This is a genomic window from Photobacterium aquae (assembly GCF_001029445.1).
GTDB classification, from domain to species: domain Bacteria; phylum Pseudomonadota; class Gammaproteobacteria; order Enterobacterales; family Vibrionaceae; genus Photobacterium; species Photobacterium aquae.
On the sequence record NZ_LDOT01000023.1, the window covers coordinates 69,915 to 92,985 of the forward strand.

Below are 23,071 nucleotides of genomic sequence, written 5' to 3' on the forward strand. Positions count from 1 at the left end.
ATAATTTCCGCATGAAAGCTCTCCCTCAGTTAAATATGATGGAGATGCCTTTGCTTGGCTTACGGATAATAGTGTTAAAGTGAATAGCAGGAAATATAAAGAATGTTTGTTCATGATAGGTGAGTGCGCCAGTTTCCAATAACATTAAGATCTCACGATTATTTGCTTTTAATGTCAGCGAAAGGTAAAAAGCCCCCAGACCAAGTTCAAGGGGCGAATAAAACATCATTTCTTATTAATTTTATCAATGTCTGCTTTGCCGGTTACGGCACATTGGTGAGTTTGCTTCAAATGTTGTGTTTTTGGGATTGGTTTTCCTGCTGCATTTAGGCAAACAGCAACGGTCATGAATGGCGTTGTTGGGATCGGCACGCCTCCAAGTCCATCAGCATGCAGTGTTGAACTAAGTCCTAGCAATACGACGATCAGTATCGTTTTCATCGGTGACCTCACTCTTCGTTCGGATAGCGACTCAGGCTATCTTTAGTTAGATCAATTATTGGTGATGATTGCTAGGTTTTCTAGGTTGCGTGTTGTCGCCGCGAGAGAGCAAGCAGAAGCCTGTGAGCGAGGTAGTTAGTAATCACCCATAAGATCAGTTCCCTGTGTGAGGGACTGATACTATGGGTGGGAGAGGTTAGCGCAAAGAGAGTTTAGGCTGAGGCTTTTAGTGAACGTTTTTTTTCTGCACCGCGAAGCATGGCATGAATAAGCTCATTGGCCTCAAACTTTGTTAGTGCTTCATTCGCACCGACTTGATGAGCTTGAGAGACGCTAATTTCACTCGACAATGATGTGTGAAGAATAATATAGGCATCTCGGAGTTTAATGTTGTTCTGCACTTCGAAGGCTAATTCGTAGCCATCCAGTCCCGGCATTTCGATGTCGCTGACGAGAATATCAAAGGGTGATTTAGCATCGGCGGCATGGGTCAGCATATCGAGGGCATCTTGCCCATTGGTGGCAATAAAGTATGGGATTGAGATGCTATCGAGTGCTTGCGATAACTGTTTGCGCGCAACGGCTGAATCATCAACAAGCAATATCTTCAGTGGTCGCAACGTCTCACGTTGGATATCCGTGAGTATAGGTTGCAGGCTGCTTGGATCGTCAGGGAATACTTTTGAGAGTAGTAATTCTACATCAAGCAGTTGGATCAGTTGGTTCTCGACGGTGGTGACACCGGTGACAAAAATATTTTGGCCCAGAGTGCGAGGTGGTGCCTCAATATTGTGCCAATTACATTCGATGATCTTATCGATTCCCCGAACCAAAAAGCCAACAAGCATACGGCGGCAGTCAGTGACCACAATAAAACATTGTTCCAATTCACTGGCAGTCAATGGTGGGTAACCGACGGCTTTAGCCATATCGATAACCGGGATGGTATTTCCGCGTAAGCTAGTGGCACCCAATACCGTTGGGTGAGAGTGAGGAATAGCGGTGAGCGAGGTATAAGGAACGATCTCTTTAACTTTGAGTGTGCCTATCGCAAACCGTTGCAGAGCTGTGAGCCGAAAAAGCAGCATCCCTTGTGATTGGTTCGTCGCATTTTTTAACATCAAGTCTATCCGTATTGCGAAGTCATAGCGCGTAGTTTATCTATATATGGCGGCGGTGCGAAGCCTTACCCGTAATATTTGGTAATTTATTGATCTTGTGCAGGAAATAATTAGATTCCACATTATCGGCATCGCTATATTTCTCACAGTTTAAGGGATGAATAATTAACGTTTATCCTCTTTGTCGAAAGTTATCAAAAATAAAGGATTGGCTAAAGGAAAAAGGTCATAAATGGGCCATATTTTTTTATGCGTCATTTCGGTTAATCCTTGCTGATGAGGGAGAATTTTGAACCGAGAGCTAATTCCGCTGGATTTTTCACACCGTTGTTACATCCCTTTTTTGCACCGTTTTCAAAAATGGTCACGCTCTCTTCGCGAAACAAAAAAACTTGGCTAACACTAGGTGTGCTCGAGTGAGCTAACAACTAGTAAGCATCATTCTTATCGACATTATTTCAACCATTACGTGGAGTAAAAAATGCATAAGGGATTACATCTTAGCAAGATAGCAGCCGCTATGGCTGTTACGCTGATGGCAGGGATGTCTACACAGACAATTGCTGCACCAACCCATGACAAGCAAGTTATCGGTTACATTACCCAGTGGGAAGCATGGAAAGGCACCGACGCGGGTTTCAGTGTGAAAGGTGAAGCAACTCACCTGAACGTAGATATGGATATTTACTCGATCCTAAACTTCTCGTTCTTCGGCGTTGCAAAAGATGGTTCGTTACACAGTGGCGATTTGCGTAACAAAAATATCTACCAGCCTAACTCTGTTCAGGAGCCTGGTCCGCTTCTTCACCCAGATGTTTACTCTAGCTGGGATCTACACATTCTATGGGGTGAACTAGAGTACGTTCATGAGTACCCAGGAAACGAACCGTGGCAAGCAGACTTGCTGGCAAAAGTTCAGGCACAAGGTTTTGTTAAAGATGGCCGTGGTTGGAAACATGAACCAACAGGCGTAACTGGCCAGATGCCTATTCCGCTTAAGAAAGAAGGCGGTGCACCTGGTTTGATCGACCTTGCTGATCAGAAAGGCGTTAAGGTGATGGCATCTATCGGTGGTTGGAGTATGTCCAAGCACTTCCCAGAAATGGCTGCCGATCCGGTTAAGAAAGAGCGCTTCCTGAAAGATGTAGACCGTTTGATGGCGTTGGGTTTCCACGGTATCGATATTGACTGGGAATACCCAGGTTCAGGCGGTATGAACTTCTCCGGTACTGACGCTGACTATGCAAACTTTGAGCAGTTGATGGATGATATCCGTAAGCGTATTGGTCCAGACAAGCTACTAACGGCTGCATTCAAGGCTGTTCCAGCGGCACTTGAAGGCTTCAACTGGGAGCGTCTGTCTAAGTCGATGGACTACTTCAACATGATGACTTACGACCTGAATGGTGGTTGGTCTAATGTTGCGGGTCACAACTCACCGTTGTACCCATATCCAGAAGAAGAGTTTGAAGGTTTGAACCTTGATACACTGAAGAACTGGATGGTTAATGTTCGTGGTATCCCTGCGCATCAGATCAACTTTGGTGCTGCATTCTACGGCCGTGGTGTTCAGACTACAGAGTCAACTGCTTATCTTGGTGCGCCAACAGACAAGCGTAACGTGAACTTCTCAGTTGATGGTCCGACACTTTCAGCGGTTGACTTGGACAACTGGAAAGCATTCGAAGGCCAGCCTAACTACAACTACCTGAAGAAGCAGACTGGCTGGGAGCACATGTGGGACGCTAACGCAGAAGTTCCTTATGCTGTTAAAGGCAAGTACTTCTTGAGCTATGACGATCCTGCGTCAATCCGCAAGAAAGCTGAGTACATCCGCGACAATAACCTAGGTGGTATTATTGTTTGGCAGGTACACGGTGATATCGAGTGTAAAGGTCAATTCATCAACCACGGCACCAAGCTTAAAGAGTGTACAAACCTAAGCTCGCCATTGGCTGAAGAGATCGACAAGGCATTCAGTGCTAACACTGGCCCTGTAAACCAAGCACCAGTTCTGACTGTTCCTGCTGCACAGACTGTAGAAGCAAGCAAAGTGATCAGCTTTGAGGTTTCAGCAACGGATGCAGAAGGCGATGCTCTGAGCTTCACCGTGTCTAACAATGCAACTATTACCGATAATGGTAATGGCAAGGCGACCGTAACGTTCAAGGCTCCAGCTACTGATGTCGATCTGCAAGAAACAATTACTGTAACTGTTTCTGATGGCAAGAAGAAAGCGACGAAGACAGTTGTTGTGAATGTTAAAGCTGTTGCAGGCCCAGGGCCAAACCCTGGTGATAACACTGCGCCAGTCCTGACTGCACCAGCAACTGCAACTGTTGATAGCGGTAAGACTGTTGTTATTTCTGTATCTGCTAAAGATGCAGAAGGTGACAAGCTAACTTATTCTGCTTCTGCAGGTACGGTAGCCGCTACAGCAAACGGCGCTGAAATCACATTTACAGCACCGACTGTAACTGCTGATGAAGTGGTTAACGTTGTTGTGACAGTAACTGATGGCAAGCTAACTGACGAAGCAACTGTTGCTGTAACAGTGAAAGCTTCGGAAGTGGGTGGCAATACATGGGATCCAAACAAGGTTTACCATGCTGGTGATACCGTTGTATTTGATGGCGTAACTTATACGGCTAAGTGGTGGACTAAGGGCGAACAGCCTGGAACCAGCGCTGTATGGGAAGCTAAAGATGGCGGCACTGGCCCAGGTACTGGTCCTGGCGAAGGTGGCGGTACAGGTAGTGACTGGTCAGCAGATAGCGTTTACAACAGCGGCGACGAAGTTGTATTTAACGGTGAAAAGTACCGTGCTAAATGGTGGAACCAAGGTGAACAACCTGGACAGCAGTGGGGTGCTTGGGAAAAGATCTAATCCCAAGTTCTGACTGATATCCTTCGAAGCCCGGTGATATTCACCGGGCTTTTTTCATCTTTGTGAGATGGCGCTATAGTTATATAGACGCTAAGTCAGTAACTGGGTAGGTAGACGGATATGGAACTACGTAATAAAACAGGTGAAGTTGCTAAATTAGCTGACAACCTGACATTGAAAGAGGTCGTTGATATGGGGTTCTCAATCGATATCTGCGATGAAGCTTACGATCCAAAAGAACACTGGCAGGTGAGTGGGAAAGGAGCGAAGCAAAAAGCTGGAGAGTATCCTGAAAATTAAAGCGAGCTATTACTAACCCCAAGCAATGTCAATCCGTTCGCTATCTGAATTTTGTACATTGAGGTTGCTTGGGTATCCGAGCCTTTGAATGATTCCTGCCTTTCTTCTTAATTGTAAATCTCCCTTTTCGGAACAAATTCCACCAAAATAATTGTTAATATTTTGCTCTGGTTTTGATCGTTAATTGTAGGTTTGGTGTATACGTTATTATGCGCCCGTGTGCCTATAATTAATGAAAAAGGGAGGAAGAGTGATGAGAAAGTGGATACTGATCTTGACGCTGTTACTTTCTGGCTGTGCTAACAGTCTGTTCTTTTCTCCGGCAATTATCACGGAACCGCCACCCTCATTCTCTATGCTTTCTTCTCGCTCTGGCAACAACATAGCCTACCAGTGGTTGCCTAGCCAAACCCGTGACGTAAAAGGTGCTGTTATTCATTTTCATGGCAACAGTGGCCATATGGGGAAAACCCAGGAAAAAGTTGATTGGCTTACCGAGCATGGTTTCCATGTGATGGTATTTGATTATTCTGGGTTTGGTGCGTCTTCAGGGGGGGCGACGGATCAAGCCGTTTATTACGATGCCATAACGGTGTTGGAGTATGCTCGAACAGTAAAAATGACAAACGATATTCCGATTTATGTTGTGGCAACATCAACTGGCGGGAACATATTTTTACGTGCATTGGTCGATGCTCCTGATTCCGTTGACGGCATTGTGATCGATTCTTCATTTACGAGTTATATTGACACGGCTGAGTATGTGGTCGAGCAGGGGGTACTTGGTCGGTGGTACAGTTGGATAGCCGGTGTTGTGATGCGAGATACCTACTCGTCTAATCAGGTTATCGAAGAGCTTGTCGTCGAGGTACCTACGTTAGTGATGCATTGTGAGCAAGATGCCGTCGTTCCCATTACTGCTGGGAGAGAGCTATTTTCGCAGCTCCAGGCAAAAGACAAGGTTTTCTGGCAACTTAAGGATTGTGCGCATGCCAGAGGGATGACGAAAGCGTACCCTGAAAATCAGCGTAATATCCTTACTTGGTTGGGAGAGGGAGCCACCTCGATAGGTGAGGTGGCAGCCAATATGCGGTTTTGAGGAGGCGTGATTACGCTGCACGTAGCTCTAGTAAGGTATGACCAAGACCAATGTCATCAGTGCGGGTCGCGACTTCGAAGCCTGCTGCTGCAACAATTTCAAGGAAGTCTTCACTGCGGTAAAAACGGCTGTTGCCATTTGCTAGGCAAGTAAAGTAGAGAGATGTTGCATTTAAGCTGAATGCTGCTGCGTCATAGCGTTGGGCATCCCAAAATAGTTCCAGTACGTACACTCGAGCATCATCACTCATGGCGGCGCGAACGCGTTTGAGGATGCTGAGAATTTCCATTGGCGAGAAACAATCTAGGAACTGGCTCATCCACCAGATGTCAGCTCCTTGTGGTAATGGCTGGTTTTGGTCAAGCATATTGGCAGGGTAGCCGTTGATGCGGTCCGCAAAACCATTGGCTTGTGCATTTGCCATCGCCATTTCAATTTGCTGTGGCAAATCGATGATTGTCATTTCAACATCATTGTCGTACTGACAGCATTGAAGCGACCATTTACCCGTGTTGCCGCCGATATCAAAGATTTTTTTAGGTTTAGACTGGAAGATACGCTCAAGCAGAATAGGGAAGGAGCGATCTGAGTAGAAATGGTCGAATTCAAACCAGCTCTGCTTGGCTTTTTCCGGCAATTGGGATAGGCCTTCATAGATAGTTGGCCATGGACCAAGCTCTTTCAGACCAGCAGGCGTACCTTCCTTGATGGCTTCTGTCAGGTGCATCATCGCTGCGTAACAGACATCAGCAGTGAAATCGAGATTGGCGCGTGTCATGCCATCATTGTTCAAGAAATACCCCAAGTTGGCCAACACATAATTAGGGTTGTGCCAAATGACGATATGTGCGCTTAAGGCCATATCAAGCAGGACTTTGACGCCGTATTCCGATACGCCGGTTTTTTCTGCAATTTCACTCGCTGCCAAACCGATTTTTCCTGCGTCATCAAGTACCGACAGTATTCCTAAATCACGTAAAGTACGTGCTGTATGGAAGACGATTGGGGCAAATGCGATTTTTTGCGCTTCGGTTTTTGCTTCTAGAGCATTGAATGGATCGGTTTGATATGATGTCACAAGAAATTCCAACTTTTGAGTGGATAGATCATTAGAAATGATCCTCGTTTGTTTGGAGCCTATTCTGTATAAAACCCTAAGGTGTTTCAAGTAAAGAAGGGATTTGTTTAGTCTTTCATGTGGCTAGAAGAGGGATAATCTAAAAATAGATGTAAAACTTCTTTATAAGCAGTAACTTTGCTAAATAATAGAATATGGAAATATATAAAACATTAGGCGAGATTTATATTTCTCAGGTATATATTGTATCAAGTAAAGGTATACGACTGTTTGTATATTTCATGTCTTCATCAAATATGTTATTGGTGAATTATATAAGTAACAACTCAGCGATCAATCTGTACACTGTTCTGTTTGTGTTTTGGCAGGGAGTTGAAAATAATATATTTTCTGAATTGATATTAGCACCAAAGTCGAAACTTACCCGCTGTGCCCTTTGATATCAATGCGTTATGTGGTTGGCTTATTTGATGGAAATCAGGGTAAGGTTGATGCTAAGTATTTGTTGTTTGGAAAGTAAACGCCAAAATGTGAAGTTTGTTGAAAAATTAGTCTAATTGAACTCGAGTTTTAATATTTGATACCAAAAGTCTAAAATTAATATTATCCTAGCCCGATTGGATAGAAGCGAGATGCTGGGAATATGTCAGGTAGTCATCAGTTAACGACTAAACGAATGAATAAAATAAGATTCAATATTGACTGCTGGCAAGCATTATCGCCAGGTCTGTTGACGAAAAGTGACTGGCAGGTATGGGCAGCAAATAATCACGTTTGGCCCCAGCAACTTGATGGCACACCTGCAAATCATATTCCACCGATGCAGCGAAGAAGAATGAGCTCGCTAAGCAAGTTAGCGATTCAGACTGCGATTGAGTTGGTTAACGGTAGCCAAATAGATTTCATTATTTTCTCTAGTCGCCATGGAGAGTTGCAACGCACGGTTAGCTTGTTGAGCGATATTCTTAGTGGCGAAGACGCATCGCCAACGGCTTTTTCGCAATCAGTGCATAATACGGCTGCGGGGCTCTATACCATAGTGACCAAGCAGGCAGTACCGGTGACATCCTTGGGGAGCGGCGATCAAACATTGCATTCAGCATTGATTGAAGCTGCCGCTTATCTATCTGAAAACCCTGAACATCGTATATTAGTTGTGGATTTTGACGAGCCGCTTCCTGCGCCTTATTGCCAATTTGAAACCGGGCTGTATCAGCCTTATGCGTTGGGACTGGTGCTTTCAAGCGGAGACAATTGTCAGATTTCGTGGAGTAAGTCAGAAACTGACGTTGTGGTAGATATGCCGCACGCCTTTGAGGTCGTGAGTAATTTTGTGAGCAAACAGTCTGCCTGGACAGTGGTCGGGAAGCGAACCCAGTGGCAGTGGGAATGTGAGTGAATGGAACAGCGAGCTGTGAGCCGAATGAGTCTGTGGCGGCAAGGAGTTCGCCAATTAGATAAATGCTGGCGCGTTTTCGCAACGGGTTTGTGTTTTAGTATTTTTGGGGCTGGTGCGCTGGGATTGACCTTCGTGGCTATTCCGCTTATCGGCTTGCAATCGAAACAAGAAAGAGAAAGGGAAAAGGCTGTACAACACGCAATACAACGCGCTTTTAATTGGTTTTGTCAGATGATGCGCTTTTCCGGCGCGATTGACTATAAAATCGTTGGTGCGGAAACCCTCCGTTCAGATCGTGCCTGCCTGATAGTCGCCAATCACCCAAGCCTTATTGATTATGTATTGATTGGGTCGTGTCTGCCGCATTGTGACTGTCTGGTGAAAGCGGCTATTTGGCATAATCCATTTATGAAAGGGGTTGTCAAAGCTGCGGGGTATATCCCTAATACCGATCCTGAAAGCCTGCTTGAAAATTGTAGTCACCGGTTAAATGATGGCAATGTATTGCTGGTTTTCCCTGAAGGGACACGCACAACGCCGGGGGTGGAGCCTACGTTACAGCGTGGTGCTGCGCAAATCGCGGTACGTACCGGGATGGATGTGCGTGTAGTACATATCACGGTAAGCCCTGATTTCTTGACCAAACAGAAAAAATGGTATCAGGTTCCGGATACAAAGCCTTTTTTCCTTGTCGAGGTTAAAGATAAAATCGACATTAACGGTTTTATTGCGAATTCTGATTCACTATCGGCTGCAGCAAGGCAGCTTAATCAACATTTGGCAGACGTGATATTTCCGGCCAAAGAACATTAAAATTTAATCCAAATAAGAAGGTTACCGTGAAATCATTACAAGACGAAATCAAAACACTGATCATCGATGCGCTGAACCTAGAAGATATCACCATTGATGATATCGAAACGGATGCGCCATTATTTGGCGACGGGTTGGGTCTGGACTCCATTGACGCACTGGAGTTGGGTTTGGCAGTCAAAAAACAATACAATGTCGTCATTGACGCTGATGATGCCAAGGCTCGAGAGCATTTTGCTTCAGTAGCTAGCCTTGCGGCATTTATCTCTAGTAACAAAGCATAACACTGGATAATTGAATAATGAGTGACGTAAAACGCAGTGACGTTTTTGAGCAGGTAAAGTCTGTTTTGGTTGAGTTGTTTGAGTTGAACCCTGACGATGTCACCGCTGATGCTAATCTGTACCAAGACCTTGATTTGGATAGTATTGATGCGGTTGATCTAGTTGTTCACCTTCAAAACGAAACGGGACAAAAAATCAAGCCAGAAGAGTTCAAAGCCGTACGCACTGTTGATGATGTGGTAGATGCGGTAGTCACTCTATTGCAACAAGCATAAATGAATCGGTTTCTCGCCGTTCTTTCCGCGACTGCGCTGCTTGCATACCCATTTGCGGTGTATTTTGGTTTACACCGCTGGGGGATCGGCTCAGTCGCCATTTTTTTGGCAGTATTATTCGCACTTCGGGTATTTGTAAGCCGGCAGACTCAGTTGCGAGAACTGCGTAATGTCGCCCTGATCACCGGGGGGGCTGGTATCTTTTTGGCCGTGCTAGGCAGTGTTTTTAAAGAGCACGGTTGGTTGACGTTTTATCCGGTAATTGTGAACGCGACAATGCTGGTGGTTTTTGCTTCGAGTCTGACGCAAGAACAAACCTTGGTAGAACGCTTGGCCAGGCTACAGGATCCTGATTTGCCGCCCAGTGGCGTACGCTATACGCGTAAGGTCACGATTGTCTGGTGTGTCTTTTTTATTGTCAACGGCTTGATAGCTCTTGGAACCTGCTTCGCGCCACTGACTGTGTGGACATGGTACAACGGCATGATTAGCTATTTGCTGGCTGGTTCGTTGTTTGCCGTAGAATGGTTAGTTCGGCAGAGGGTACAGAGAAAACAAATCAACCAATAAGCGGAGTGCAGTGTTGAATCCAAAACCATACAGTCTGGAATATTCACAACGGTTACCGGAACCTACGCTTGATAATGACGAGTTTGTGTCTCTGTCGAGCTTGCTTTTGGCGAACCGTAGCGGGCAGGCTATTGTAGCTGGTCTGGATAATGATAGTGTTTCTTGGTCCTGCTTCCAGCGTGATGTTCTGGGTCTTGCGGCAACGTTAAAAACGTCTTCTTACATGAAGTGGGCGTTGTGTTTTGACGATAGCTACTATTTCGCCGTTGCTCTTTTCGCTGCCGCCCATGCCGGTAAAGAGATTGTTTTACCCGGTAATCATCAGCCATCGGCACTGGATGAACTGCAAGCGCATTTCGATGCTCTGCTGCATGACAGGCAAGAGCTACTTGGTTTTACCTGCCCCCAGTTGGCGTTGCCACATGACGCGCAACAGCACGCCCCATCATTTCAGTTGGCCCCGTTACAGCCCGGCATGGTTAAGATAACCTTGTTTACGTCTGGCTCGAGTGGCAAGGCCAAAGCCATTGCAAAAACCTTGGTCCAATTGGAAGCAGAGATCGCCCAGCTTGAAGCTAACTGGGGGAGCCAGCTTAAGGCCAGCCAGGTAGTTAGCACGGTTTCCCATCAGCATATTTATGGTTTGTTGTTTCGAGTGTTGTGGCCGCTGTGCAGCGGGAGGGTCTTTGCTCGACGTGATTTGATTTATCCTGAGCAGGTTACAGCAAAAGCCGCTTTGGATATCGCATTGATTACCAGTCCGGCGCTTTTGAAGCGATTGGCGGGGGAGGAGACGGGGGATAGCTATCGTGCGGTCTTCTCTTCTGGTGGACCGTTGTCTGAATCGGCAGCCCACGATGCTTTGAAGATACTCGGGCACTTGCCTATCGAGGTGTTTGGTAGCACGGAAACAGGCGGGATAGCATTTCGCCAGCAAGTTGCCGCGACCACGCCGTGGGCATTGTTTGACGTTATTGATGCATCGCTTAACGCTGAAGGGTGTCTAAAAGTTCGTTCGCCGTTTGTTGATCAGGAAAATGACTATCAAACCACTGATCAATGCCAGTTTGTCGGGGAGCGCGACTTTATACTGCTGGGACGCACCGATCGCGTAGTTAAAATTGAAGAAAAACGTATATCGCTAACTGAAATTGAACGGCGATTGTGCCAGCTTACATGGATTGAAGAAGCCGCAGTATTGACCCTTGAGCAGGGGGGGCGGATCGTCATATCGGCGGTTGTGACCTTGACTGATGATGGCGATCGACATTTACAAATCTGCGGAAAAGGCAAGTTCTGGATTGAGCTAAGGCAGCAGCTCCGCCGCTGGATTGAACCAGTGGGTATTCCTAGGCGCTTTCGGTTTGTCGATGAGATACCGTTAAATAGCCAGGGGAAACGGCTGGTTAGGGAGCTGGAAGCTCTTTTCGCACAAGATTGAACAGTAATACACAAGCAGAAAAGAACATGATAACAACTAAACGCAAGCCGACAATATTACGTCAGGAAGTTGATGAAAACCATGCTGTTCTCAGCCTGATGGTCGACGCTGATATCGTTGATTTTAAAGGGCACTTTACGTCTTATCCTTTGCTTCCCGGGGTAACGCAAATTCATTGGGCTGTAGAGTTCGGTATCGCACTGCTTGATATCCCTGCGCAATTTGGTGGGATGGAAGTGATCAAGTTTCAGGCTCCGATTCTGCCGGGCGTTGAGATTGAGCTGGAACTTGAATGGAACGTCGAGAAAGAAAAGCTACATTTTTGCTACCGCTCAGTAGATAGCGACGGGGAACAAACAGCGGTACATTCTTTGGGTCGTATCAAGTTGGATATGGCTCAATGAGCACCTTCTTTCCCTGTTTCTTGATCCCTTGCTACAACCACGGCAGTACGATAAGTGCGGTATTGGATTCTCTGCAACCTTATCCCTACCCTGTGATTATCGTTGACGATGGCAGTGATGCGAATACCAAAGCGATATTGGCAGAGCAAAGTCGCCGCAATAATGTCACCTTGGTTACGCTTGATAAGAACCAGGGGAAGGGTGGGGCGATGATCGTTGGGATGCAAGAGGCATTTCGCCAAAGCTATACCCACGCCATCCAGATTGATGCCGATGGCCAGCATGACATCAAAGCCTTGCCTAAATTGATCGCGACATCGGCCGAGCATTTGACATCTTTGGTGTCGGGGCAGCCGGTGTATGATGAATCCGTGCCAAAGTCGCGTCTATACGGCCGCTATGCCACCCATATCTGGGTCTGGATCGAAACGTTGTCGTTTGCTATCAAGGACAGCATGTGTGGTTTCCGTGCTTATCCGGTTGCCCGCGTTATTAAAGTACTGGATCGCAATCCGAGGATCGGCCGTCGGATGGACTTTGATACTGAAATCATGGTTCGGATGTATTGGGACGGCTGTGATGTCCGTTTTGTCGATACTCGCGTGATTTATCCTGAAGGTGGTATCTCCCATTTCGATGCACTGTGGGACAACGTAAAAATCAGTGCCATGCATACCAAATTATTTTTGGGTATGTTACCGCGTATACCTGCGCTGCTAAAACGTAAGAACCCTGAGGCTGCGCATTGGTCCTCGCACCGTGAGCGCGGCACGATCCTGGGTATTAAGTGCCTTCTTGCCGTTTACTCTTTGCTTGGTGCGAAGGCGTTTCGTGCTTTACTGAAGTTGGTGATGGCTTACTACCACCGTACCGGCACTACGGCTCGCGATGCTTCAGAGCTGTATTTGACCCAACTTAAGCATTATGCCGACAGCAATAATATAACGCTGCCCGTTGAGGCGTCCTCCCTGACCAGCTACCAACACATGTATTCATTCGGTCTTACGATGCTCGACAAGCTGGCGGCTTGGCGTGGTGATTTTAGTTTTAAAGACTTGACGATTCATGGCCAGGAGCACGTCGATGCGGTATTGGCCAAGCAACGTGGGATCGTTATTCTAGGTTCGCATCTGGGTAATCTGGAGCTGTGCCGAGCCCTGAGCAGTCATTATAAAAATGTGAAAATCAATGCTCTGGTTTTTACCGAACATGCCGAGCGCTTCAATAATGTGATGAAGGCGGTGAACCCCGATTCTGCGCTTAATCTTATTCAGGTTGCTGATATCGGGCCTGAAACGGCAATTCTCCTCGAGCAAAAGCTTGAACAAGGTGAATGGGTGGTGATTGTCGGTGATCGTACTTCCGTGACCAAGCAAGAACGTGCAGTTTGGGCGGATTTTCTCGGCAAATCAGCGCCGTTCCCCCAAGGCCCGTTTATGTTGGGGGCGATATTGAAAGCGCCCGTCTACCTATTGTTTGGCCTGCGTGATGAGAGTCAGCAAAAGGTGCGGTTTAACGTATATTTCGAACCATTCTCCGAACAAATCAAACTGCCGAGAGGGCAACGACAAGAGGCACTCAATGCAGTTGTTGCCCGCTATGCCCAGCGTTTGGAAGCCTACACGCTAAAGGCTCCTCTGCAATGGTACAACTTCTTCAATTTCTGGCGATTGAGTGAAAAAAGTGATGCAAAATAACCAAGAACAAACTGTATTATTCGGTGCAGGGCGACTGACTATCGAAGATGTTGTCGCTATCGCAAACGGTGCTTCGGCTGAAATTAATAGCAGCCCAGAGTATCAGGCAAAAATCGATCGTGGGGTTGCGTTTCTAGAACGCCTACTTAAAGAAGAAGGCGTGATCTATGGGGTTACAACGGGTTATGGTGATTCGTGCACCGTTGCAATTCCGACAAACTTGGTTGACGAGTTGCCGCTCCACCTGACGCGTTTCCACGGTTGCGGCTTGGGTGAAAACCTTGATCACCAGCAGTCCCGTGCCGTTCTCGCAACCCGCTTGTGTTCATTGGCTCAAGGTGTCTCAGGTGTTTCACATGATTTGCTTAACCAGATCATTGCCTTGATCAATCATGATATTTCACCGCGAATCCCGCAAGAAGGGTCAGTAGGGGCAAGTGGCGATTTGACACCGCTATCCTACTTGGCTGCCGCATTGATTGGTGAGCGTGAGGTACTTTACAAAGGGGAGTTACGCCCAACCCTAGAGGTGTTTGCCGAGTGCAATATCACCCCAATCAAGCTCAAGCCCAAAGAAGGTTTGGCGCTGATGAATGGTACTGCGGTCATGACAGCGTTGGCTTGTCTGGCCTATAAGCGAGCAGAGTATCTGGCGCAGCTTTCCACGCGGATCACCGCGATGGTATCTGTTGCGATGAAGGGCAATGATTTCCACTTTGACGAGGCGTTGTTTGCGGTGAAGCCGCATCCAGGTCAACAGCAGATTGCTGGTTGGTTGCGCGCTGATCTGCAAGCTGATCAGCCGCCAAGCAATAGCGACCGCCTTCAGGACCGCTATTCGCTACGTTGTGCCCCGCATGTGATTGGGGTGCTGCAAGACAGCCTGCCTTGGCTGCGTCAGCTGATTGAGAACGAGCTCAACAGCGCCAACGACAACCCGATTATTGACGGTGATAACGAGCGCGTACTGCATGGCGGTCACTTCTATGGCGGCCATATCGCGATGGCGATGGATACCCTGAAGACGGCCGTTGCCAATATCGCGGATTTGTTGGATCGCCAAATGGCACAGTTGATGGACTATAAGTTCAACAACGGGCTGCCTTTCAACCTGACTGGGGCTCAGGGCGAGCGGATGCAGATTAACCACGGTTTCAAAGCGGTACAGATCGGTATCTCCGCATGGACGGCTGAAGCTCTTAAACATACCATGCCTGCGAGTGTTTTCTCTCGCTCGACCGAATGTCATAACCAAGACAAAGTCAGTATGGGGACGATTGCTTCGCGCGATTGCCTACGGGTGCTGGAGTTAACCGAACAGGTTACGGCTGCATCACTGTTGGCTGCGACACAGGCGATAGAGCTTCGCCGCCGTCAGGAAGAGCTTGATGACAGGCAGATGAGCTTTGCATTGAAGACGATGAACGAAATGGTACTGAGCGAGTTCCGCTTTGTTGAGGAAGATCGTCCACTAGAGCCGGATCTACGTCATTTTGTATCACGGATCCAGCAGCAGTACTGGACACTGTATTAAGTTGTAAAAGGCACACCATGTTAGATAACAAGACATTATTGAGCGCCGAGGTGACCATGGTCACCGCATTTCAGGATGCGGACCCGATGGGGGTGGTTTACCACGGGAACTATTTCCGATTTTTCGAGGAAGCCCGGCGGGTGATGATGGACAAAATTGGCTACGGTTACCGCGAAATGCAAGCATCGGGGTATGTGTGGCCGATTATTGACACCCGGGTTAAGTACGTTAAACCGATCCCGTTTAACCATGAAATCAGAGTGGTTGCTACCTTGACGGAGTGGGAAAACCGGTTGCGGGTGGATTATGTTATCTATGATGCAGAAACGGGAGGGCGAATGACTAAAGCTCATACCATGCAGGTGGCTGTGACTATCGATGGCGGTGAGATGTGTTTTGTCTCACCGACTGCTTTTACCCGTAAACTAGAGGCATGGTATGACAGCCAAGCGTAATCGCTGGCGCGTTATAGCACGCGCCTATATGAACCAGCTAGGCTGTGCTGCAGCTTTGCTGGTTGGTTCATGCATGATGCCTGCTCATGCCGTAACACTTGATGATATCCAACAGCAGTTAGCTGAGCATCCGGTGGTGAGAGGGGATTTCGAGCAAGAGCGTAAGATGGAGATGTTCAGTGCCCCCTTGGTGTCATCGGGGCATTTTGTTTTGGCCAAAGAGTACGGTTTACACTGGCAGCAGACCCAGCCGTTTCCCGTATCTCTGGTACTGACCCAAGACAAGCTCAGTCAATCCTTTGGTGGCGCTGCGCCAGAGGTCATGGCTGCCGAGCAAAATCCGATGGTGTTTTATTTTAGTCATCTGTTCCTCGATCTTTTCCGTGGGGAAACCGCTCAGTTGAGCGAGCAGTTTGAACTGACATTCAAAGGTTCTGCTGAGAGCGCCGTGACAGAGAGCGTTGGCAAACAGCAGTGGCATTTGGTCTTGACGCCCAAAACTGCACCGTTAAATGCGGTATTTACCTCGATTGAGCTCGAAGGGCATGATTTCATTGATCGTTTGGTCCTAACCGAAAAGCGCGGTGATATTACCGTATTGAGTTTTACCAACCAGTCTGCCCTGCCGAATACATTGACCAAAGACGAACAACGTGCTTTTGATTTCTAAACGTGCGGTCTGCTGGCTGATCATCATGCTGGCGACCTTACTGCTTTTGGGTAAGCAGTTCCTCTCTGATCGGCCGCTGCCGATTGAAACTAATATCCTTGCGCTGCTGCCTGCCAATCAGCAGCAACCCTTAGCTGATGCGGCGTTTAAGCAAATTGCCGGTAGCTTGAGCGACAAGGTTATATTTGTAGTTGGCAGTAACGACAAGTCACACTTGTTTGAGGCTGGTCGTGAATTTTCACAGCAAATCGCTTCCATTGGCTTGTTTAAGCAAGTGACCTCGACGGTCAGTGAATCTCAACAGCAGGCTTGGGGGAAACTGTACTTCCCGCATCGTGCGCAGTTGTTGACGACAGAGCAGAGAAACCAGCTGGAAAATACGCCCGAACAGCGTGTGCAGGCAGTCTTGCAGGCGCTTTACAATCCGTTCTCCGGGGTGACGGGGCAGGAGCTGGCCTCCGATCCGTTTTTGCTGTTTCGCGGTTATCTTGGTGAGTTGGGCAAGCGAAGTGGCAATGTGCGGATAGAACAGGGATTTCTGACGACAGATTACCAAGGTAAGCATTATCTGTTGATCACGGCAGATCTATCAGGATCCGCCTATAGCCCAGAGTTGCAGGCCAAGCTTCCGGAATTGGCTGCCATCGAGCATTCCATTGAAAGCCAGTTCGAGGTGAGCCTGCTGCATACCGGCGTTATCTACTATGCCGCCCATGGCACTAACAGCGCCAAGTCAGAAATCAGTACTATCGGGGTGGGCTCGCTCATCGGAGTGGTACTGTTGCTGGTGGTTGTCTTTCGCAGCCCGTTGCCATTGGTCTTGTCTTTGTTATCGATAGGCTGTGGCTTGTTGGTCGCCTTGGCGACGACGGTTGCCATCTTTGGTAAGATCCATTTGTTCAGTTTGGTGTTCGGTGCCAGTCTGATCGGGGTTTCGATCGACTATTCGCTGCATTTTCTTACCGAGCGACTGGCTGCTGGCAAACAGTGGCAGGCGAATAAGGGATTGTCCCAAATTTTTGTCGCCATCACGCTGGGTATGCTGATGAGCCTTGTCGGCTATTTGTGCATGATGGCAGCGCCATTTCCCGGCTTGCAGCAGCTATCCCTCTTTTCTGCGGTGGGTTTGGTCGCAGCTTATGCAACGGTAGTTTGTTGGTATCCTATCCTTGCCGCCAAGTCTGGTGGTGACAGGTTGCTGCCACTTCGTGGGGCGATGGCGGCATGGCTGGCTATCTGGCAACGACCAAGCGTGCGTATCGCACTGCCTGTTTTTTGTGTAGCGATATCAGTGCTAGGGACATTTCGGGCCGGTTATGATGATGATATCCGCCAGTTGCAGGCGCTGCCTGCCGATCTGAAGCAGCAGGAGCAATCGGTCAAGGCCATCACTGGCATGGATGGCGGCCAGCAGATGTTGTTGGTGACAGGCAATAAGCCAGAGCAACTTTTGCAGGCGCTTGAGCGGGTAGGCCAATCGCTTGATGGTATGGTGCGGGATAAGCATCCAGCATTAGCGGGTTATCAGAGCCTTGCCCAGTATGTGCCGTCGGCAAAATGGCAGGAAGAAAATTATCAGTTGGTCAGCAACCTCTACCAGCAGTATGGATCTCAGCTTGCCAACAGTCTGGGACTGCAGAAAACCGTGGAGTTCAAAGCAGATTTTAAACCGCTTACGATGGATGATTTTTTACGTTCACCGGCTTCGGCTCCCCTGCGTTTTTTGTGGCTGGGTAAGCAGGGTGATCTGTTTGCCTCGGTGATTTTGCTCAAGGGCGTTACTCAGCCAGACGTGATTATCAGTTATGCGGCTTCCCAACCGAATGTCCTATATCTGGATAAAGCGCGAGAGGTGTCGTCGCTATTTGGGATCTACCGGCAACATGTCACAGAGCTATTTGCTTTGGCGGCGTTGGGGATCCTGCTGATCCTTTTTTGGCGTTATGGTGTCGTCAAGGGGATCCGTGTGATTTCAGCGCCGGCAATTGCATGTGTTGTTGGGGTGGGAATTGCGGGATTTACCGGTGTGCCGCTTAATCTATTCAACTTGCTGGGGCTGTTTTTGATCCTAGGGATTGGCATTGACTATTCGCTGTTCTTTGCCGAGCGCTCGCAGGGGCAGACAACCTTGCTGGCGATTACCTTGTCTGCGGTAACGACAATATTGTCTTTTGGGTTGTTGTCTCTCAGCGCAACGCAGGCGATACACAGTTTTGGGGTGACGGTGCTGACAGGGATACTAACCGCATGGTTATTGGCACCACTCGCCCGGGATCGCGTGGTCGGCGAAGATACGGCGGGAGCAACAGCCGTGATGGAGAAAGTATGAACAAGCACAGCGTGTTGAAGGCAATCATTATTGGTTTGCCACTGTGGCTATCAGGGTGCGGTTTGTTATCATCAGAAACGGTGTCGGAGCTGGAAACCGATACGGCCGTGGTCGCCAATAAGGTGGAAGTGGTTGCGGGCAAGTCCGTTGTTTTGCCGCAGCCCTTTCAGTATGGTGCCAATTTGACGGCCAGCCAATTGATCACGGCGACTTGGCAGGAAGAAACGCATCAGCTGCCAGTACAGCTGGAAGTGACACCTGAAAAAATCGTCTTGGCTGGGTTTTCATCTTGGGGAACGAGGCTGTTTAGCCTGGCCTACCAAGATCATCGGTTTGACAGTTATATAATGCCGGGACTCGCGGCAAGCCTGCCGCAACCCGAACAGGTGCTATTTAATATCATGCTGACACTGTGGCCGGTAGAAGCGTGGCAGCCGTTACTGGCTGTACAGGGGATGTCCTTGGTTGATACGCAGGGACGTCGCCAGTTGCTTGATAGCAACCAGCAGGTTGTGATTGATATCCAATATCGGGCAGTACCGCACCTTGACGGTGAAATTATTTTTAAGAACATGCAGTTGGGATATGTTATTTCTATAAAAACATTAACTTACAGTCAGAATAACGTAGAACAAGGTAATGACTGAGACTATGAATACTAAATATCCATCACCTGTGTACATACATGGATGCGGGTTTAACTCGGCGCTAGGTATCGATGTGCATACCATTCATCACCGCCTTGGCCTAGGTTGTTCACCTGATATGCACCTTGTCTCAAATCGTCTGAATAATGGGGGAGAGACGGTGATTGGCGAGGTGACATCGTCGCTGCCATCAATGCCGGAGAGGCTGAAACAATATGACACTCGCAATAATCGCTTGGCGATGAGTGCGTTGGCGCAAATCGAAGAGAATGTCACCCGTGCGGTCGCCAAGTATGGCGCAGATCGTGTAGCGGTCGTGGTCGGTACCAGCACATCGGGTATTGCCGATGGTGAATTGGCATTGTCGGAGCAGCTCAAGAGCGGCGAGTTTCCCAATCATTACCATTATCAGGTTCAGGAAGTGGGGAATCTCGGTGAGTTTATTGCTGACTATTTTGGCTTAGAGGGGCCGGCGTATACGGTTTCAACCGCCTGCTCGTCGAGCGGTCGGGTTTTTCTCTCTGCGCGTCGTTTGCTGAAAGCCGGGCTGGCTGACGCGGTGATTGTGGGTGGTGCAGACTCGATTTGCCAGCTGACTCTAAATGGTTTTAATGGTCTGGAAGCGCTTTCTTCTTCGTTGTGTAACCCTTTTAGCGCAAACCGCAATGGCATCAATATCGGCGAGGCGGCGGCATTTATGTTGCTTTCTTTGGCGGCAGAAGACTCTGAAGAGCAAGGCCCACGAATCGCCTTGTTAGGTGCCGGAGACAGCTCCGATGCTCACCATATTTCAGCGCCCCATCCTGAAGGTAAGGGGGCGGTGGAAGCGATGCAAAAAGCCCTTGCCGATGCTGGCATGACAGCAGATGACATTGGTTATATCAATGCCCACGGTACAGCCACCCCCTTAAATGATGCAATGGAATCCAAGGCGATCTGCCAAGTATTTGCTGATAGGGTGCCGGTAAGCTCAACCAAACCGATGACCGGGCATACTCTTGGGGCTGCCAGCGCCGTTGAGGCGGCAATTTGCTGGCATATCCTGCGCTATGGGCTGCTGTTACCGGTTCAGACCAATGATGGCGAGGTTGATCCTGAATTGGCACCTATCCAGCTAGTGGCAGAAGGTACGGTGTTAGCGAAAAATGCCATCCTCAGTAATTCATTCGCGTTCGGCGGTAATAATATCAGTTTAATTTTTGGGTACGCCAATGACTAACATTCCACACCTTCACCAGTTAATCCCCCATGAGCAACCGATGATTTTGGTTGACGAGCTCGTGGCTGTGGATGAGCTGACAGTTCATTGTCGAGTGACGCCAAGCCGTACCGACTTGTTTTTCGACGAGGCAAAAAATGGCGTTCCCGGTTATGTTGGGATCGAATATATGGCTCAGACAATCGGGGGCTGGTCTGGCTATCATGCGTGGCTCAAAGGCGAGGTGTCACCGATAGGCTTTTTATTGGGTAGCCGACGTTATCAAGCCCATTGCCACCAGTTTGACTGTGATGTAATGCTTGATGTTTATGGCGAGAAAGTAATGGAAAACAATGGGATGGCGGTATTTAGTTGTCGAATTGAGCAAAATGGTACGCTTTTGGCAACCAGTCAGTTGAACGTTTTTGTACCCTCCCAAGACAAATTAGACGAAATGCTTAAGTAGGAACAGCGATGATGCGACAGGTACTAGTGACAGGGGCAAGCAAAGGCATTGGCCGTGCGATTGCCAAACAACTTGCTGCAGATGGGTTTACTATCGCGGTCCACTACATGAGTGATGCGGCAGGGGCGCAGGCAACCCTGAATGACATTGAAAGCATTGGCGGCCAAGGCCGCTTGATTCAATTTGATATTAGCGATCGGGCGCAGTGCCGCGAGGTGCTAGAAGCTGATATTGCCGAGCATGGCGCTTATTACGGTGTCGTGAGCAATGCTGGCATCACCCGTGACACGGCATTTCCTGCTATGACCGAGGAAGAGTGGGATGGCGTGATCCATACCAATCTCGATAGTTTTTACAACGTGTTGCACCCATGCGTCATGCCGATGGTAAAACTGCGCAAAGGGGGACGCATTGTGACCCTTGCATCGGTATCCGGCATGATGGGGAACCGAGGCCAGACTAATTACAGTGCAGCAAAGGCCGGGGTTATTGGTGCCACCAAGGCACTGGCTCTTGAGTTGGCCAAGCGTAAAATTACCGTTAACTGTGTTGCACCGGGCTTGATTGATACCGGAATGGTTGATGAGCATGTCAAAGAGCATGCGTTGCCGCAGGTGCCGCTTCGCCGTATGGGTGAGCCGGAAGAGGTAGCGGGTTTGGTAAGCTACTTGATGTCGGATATTGCAGGTTATGTTACCCGTCAGGTTATTTCTGTTAATGGAGGTTTGATATGAGTCGTCGTGTTGTTGTTACTGGAATGTCAGGTGTGACAGCGTTCGGTAATGATTGGCAAACGGTCGAACCGAAGTTGCGTGCGTGTGAAAACGCGATCCAGTATATGCAGAGCTATGAAGAATTCAATGGCCTCAATACTAAGCTGGCATCCCCGATAGAGAACTTCGAGCTGCCTTCGCACTATACCCGCAAGCAGGTTCGGGGCATGGGGCGTGTCTCCCGGCTGTCGACAGTGGCTACGGAAAATGCGTTGGCCCAAAGTGGCTTATTGGGTAGTGAAGTGCTGAACGATGGTTCAACGGGTATTGCATACGGCTCATCAACGGGAAGTACCCCGGCAATTGGTGCATTTGGCGTGATGCTCAATGAAAAAGATACTAGAGCCATTACTGCGACGACTTATGTTCAGATGATGCCGCATACAACGGCGGTTAACGTTGGCCTGTTCTTTGGCTTGCGTGGGCGGGTGATTCCAACCAGCAGTGCATGTACATCAGGCAGTCAGGCAATTGGTTATGCGTATGAGGCGATCAAGCACGGCTATCAGGCGGTGATGGTTGCTGGTGGCGCAGAAGAGCTTTGCCCGACAGAATCGGCGGTGTTCGATACCCTTTTTGCAACCAGTTTGAAAAATGACACCCCGAAGGCCACGCCGCGTCCGTTCGATAGTGATCGTGATGGCTTGGTGATCGGTGAAGGGGCGGCAACCTTGGTGCTTGAGGATTACGAGCATGCGGTTGCACGAGGTGCTAAAATCTACGCGGAAATTGTTGGCTTTGCCAGCAACTGCGATGCTAGCCATGTTACCCAGCCGACAATGGAAACCATGCAGCGGTGTATGGAAATGGCGCTTAGGGATGCCAATTTGCCAGCGCAAGCCATTGACTATATTTCTGCCCACGGTACAGCGACAGAAAAAGGGGATATCGCCGAAACTAACGCTACTGCCAATATCTTCGGTGATAATGCGCCAATTAGCTCGCTGAAGAGCTATTTCGGCCATACTTTGGGCGCGTGTGGTGCTATCGAAGCATGGCTGGGCCTAGAGATGATGCATGCTGGTTGGTTTAACCCGACATTGAATCTGGACGAGATCGATGATCGTTGCGGTAACTTGGACTATATCCGGGGTGAAGGCCGTGAGATTGATTGCCAGTATATGATGAGCAACAATTTCGCATTCGGTGGGATTAATACCTCGATTATTTTCAAACGCTGGCAAGAATAA

23 protein-coding genes are annotated in these 23,071 nt (G+C 48.5%); 20 read left to right on the top strand and 3 right to left on the bottom strand.

Features of this window, described 5'->3' with window-relative positions; all coding sequences use genetic code 11:
• Nucleotides 1-225: 225 nt before the first annotated feature.
• Nucleotides 226-441: a hypothetical protein gene (locus ABT56_RS15660; RefSeq protein WP_047879829.1), complete on the bottom strand. Its 216-nt coding sequence runs from the start codon at nt 439-441 to the stop codon at nt 226-228.
• 212 nt (nt 442-653) lie between these two features.
• On the bottom strand, nt 654-1,562 hold the full coding sequence (locus ABT56_RS15665) for a chemotaxis protein (protein WP_047879830.1): 909 nt from the start codon (nt 1,560-1,562) through the stop codon (nt 654-656).
• Between the two features lie 481 nt (nt 1,563-2,043).
• On the opposite strand from ABT56_RS15665, the gene ABT56_RS15670 reads away from it, so the two are divergent.
• The 3 genes from ABT56_RS15670 (at nt 2,044) to ABT56_RS15680 (ending at nt 5,848) form a co-directional block, all read left to right on the top strand.
• Complete coding sequence (locus tag ABT56_RS15670) at nt 2,044-4,449, top strand: glycosyl hydrolase family 18 protein (protein ID WP_047879831.1); 2,406 nt, start codon at nt 2,044-2,046, stop codon at nt 4,447-4,449.
• 120 nt (nt 4,450-4,569) lie between these two features.
• A complete protein-coding gene (locus tag ABT56_RS15675; RefSeq protein WP_047879832.1) occupies nt 4,570-4,749 on the top strand; it encodes a hypothetical protein in 180 nt (59 codons plus the stop codon).
• A 253-nt stretch (nt 4,750-5,002) separates the two neighbouring features.
• Entirely contained in the window at nt 5,003-5,848 is an 846-nt protein-coding gene (locus ABT56_RS15680; protein WP_047879833.1) for an alpha/beta hydrolase, read from the top strand.
• 10 nt (nt 5,849-5,858) lie between these two features.
• Here ABT56_RS15680 and ABT56_RS15685 read toward each other — a convergent pair whose 3' ends face one another.
• Nucleotides 5,859-6,926 (bottom strand): methyltransferase, encoded by a 1,068-nt coding sequence (locus ABT56_RS15685; RefSeq protein WP_047879834.1) that lies wholly within the window; start codon nt 6,924-6,926, stop codon nt 5,859-5,861.
• A gap of 676 nt (nt 6,927-7,602) precedes the next feature.
• Here ABT56_RS15685 and ABT56_RS15690 point away from each other — a divergent pair.
• The 17 genes from ABT56_RS15690 to ABT56_RS15770 are packed head-to-tail and all read left to right on the top strand — an operon-like array spanning nt 7,603 to nt 23,071.
• Entirely contained in the window at nt 7,603-8,325 is a 723-nt protein-coding gene (locus ABT56_RS15690) for a beta-ketoacyl synthase chain length factor (RefSeq protein ID WP_047879835.1), read from the top strand.
• 24 nt (nt 8,326-8,349) lie between these two features.
• Nucleotides 8,350-9,138 carry a lysophospholipid acyltransferase family protein gene (locus tag ABT56_RS15695; RefSeq protein WP_157037880.1) on the top strand — a complete coding sequence of 263 codons (789 nt, stop codon included), beginning with the start codon at nt 8,350-8,352 and terminating at the stop codon, nt 9,136-9,138.
• Between the two features lie 26 nt (nt 9,139-9,164).
• Nucleotides 9,165-9,422, top strand: coding sequence for a phosphopantetheine-binding protein (locus ABT56_RS15700; protein WP_047879837.1), 258 nt, complete (start codon nt 9,165-9,167; stop codon nt 9,420-9,422).
• Between the two features lie 17 nt (nt 9,423-9,439).
• Complete coding sequence (locus ABT56_RS15705) at nt 9,440-9,697, top strand: acyl carrier protein (protein WP_047879838.1); 258 nt, start codon at nt 9,440-9,442, stop codon at nt 9,695-9,697.
• Nucleotides 9,698-10,267 carry a COG4648 family protein gene (locus ABT56_RS15710; protein ID WP_047879839.1) on the top strand — a complete coding sequence of 190 codons (570 nt, stop codon included), beginning with the start codon at nt 9,698-9,700 and terminating at the stop codon, nt 10,265-10,267.
• A gap of 34 nt (nt 10,268-10,301) precedes the next feature.
• Nucleotides 10,302-11,708, top strand: coding sequence for an AMP-binding protein (locus ABT56_RS15715; RefSeq protein WP_047880017.1), 1,407 nt, complete (start codon nt 10,302-10,304; stop codon nt 11,706-11,708).
• A gap of 26 nt (nt 11,709-11,734) precedes the next feature.
• Nucleotides 11,735-12,112, top strand: a complete 378-nt coding sequence (locus ABT56_RS15720; RefSeq protein WP_157037872.1) for an ApeI family dehydratase — start codon at nt 11,735-11,737, stop codon at nt 12,110-12,112.
• Entirely contained in the window at nt 12,109-13,809 is a 1,701-nt protein-coding gene (locus ABT56_RS15725; RefSeq protein WP_047879840.1) for a glycosyltransferase family 2 protein, read from the top strand. The genes ABT56_RS15720 and ABT56_RS15725 overlap by 4 nt, the downstream gene beginning before the upstream one ends.
• Nucleotides 13,799-15,343 (top strand): HAL/PAL/TAL family ammonia-lyase, encoded by a 1,545-nt coding sequence (locus tag ABT56_RS15730; protein ID WP_047879841.1) that lies wholly within the window; start codon nt 13,799-13,801, stop codon nt 15,341-15,343. Before ABT56_RS15725 ends, ABT56_RS15730 begins: the two co-directional genes overlap by 11 nt.
• Nucleotides 15,344-15,360: 17 nt before the next feature.
• Entirely contained in the window at nt 15,361-15,798 is a 438-nt protein-coding gene (locus ABT56_RS15735) for an acyl-CoA thioesterase (protein WP_047879842.1), read from the top strand.
• A gap of 28 nt (nt 15,799-15,826) precedes the next feature.
• Nucleotides 15,827-16,468: an outer membrane lipoprotein carrier protein LolA gene (locus ABT56_RS15740; protein ID WP_047880019.1), complete on the top strand. Its 642-nt coding sequence runs from the start codon at nt 15,827-15,829 to the stop codon at nt 16,466-16,468.
• The gene (locus ABT56_RS15745; RefSeq protein WP_240478330.1) at nt 16,452-18,797 is read left to right on the top strand and encodes an MMPL family transporter; all 2,346 of its coding nucleotides are present in this window, start codon (nt 16,452-16,454) and stop codon (nt 18,795-18,797) included. The genes ABT56_RS15740 and ABT56_RS15745 overlap by 17 nt, the downstream gene beginning before the upstream one ends.
• Entirely contained in the window at nt 18,794-19,444 is a 651-nt protein-coding gene (locus tag ABT56_RS15750; RefSeq protein WP_047879844.1) for a DUF3261 domain-containing protein, read from the top strand. Before ABT56_RS15745 ends, ABT56_RS15750 begins: the two co-directional genes overlap by 4 nt.
• 4 nt (nt 19,445-19,448) lie before the next feature.
• Nucleotides 19,449-20,663 (top strand): beta-ketoacyl-[acyl-carrier-protein] synthase family protein, encoded by a 1,215-nt coding sequence (locus ABT56_RS15755; RefSeq protein ID WP_205626096.1) that lies wholly within the window; start codon nt 19,449-19,451, stop codon nt 20,661-20,663.
• A complete protein-coding gene (locus tag ABT56_RS15760) occupies nt 20,656-21,108 on the top strand; it encodes a hotdog family protein (protein ID WP_047879846.1) in 453 nt (150 codons plus the stop codon). The genes ABT56_RS15755 and ABT56_RS15760 overlap by 8 nt, the downstream gene beginning before the upstream one ends.
• An 8-nt stretch (nt 21,109-21,116) precedes the next feature.
• Nucleotides 21,117-21,842, top strand: a complete 726-nt coding sequence (locus ABT56_RS15765; RefSeq protein ID WP_047879847.1) for a 3-ketoacyl-ACP reductase FabG2 — start codon at nt 21,117-21,119, stop codon at nt 21,840-21,842.
• Nucleotides 21,839-23,071, top strand: a complete 1,233-nt coding sequence (locus ABT56_RS15770) for a beta-ketoacyl-ACP synthase (protein ID WP_047879848.1) — start codon at nt 21,839-21,841, stop codon at nt 23,069-23,071. The genes ABT56_RS15765 and ABT56_RS15770 overlap by 4 nt, the downstream gene beginning before the upstream one ends.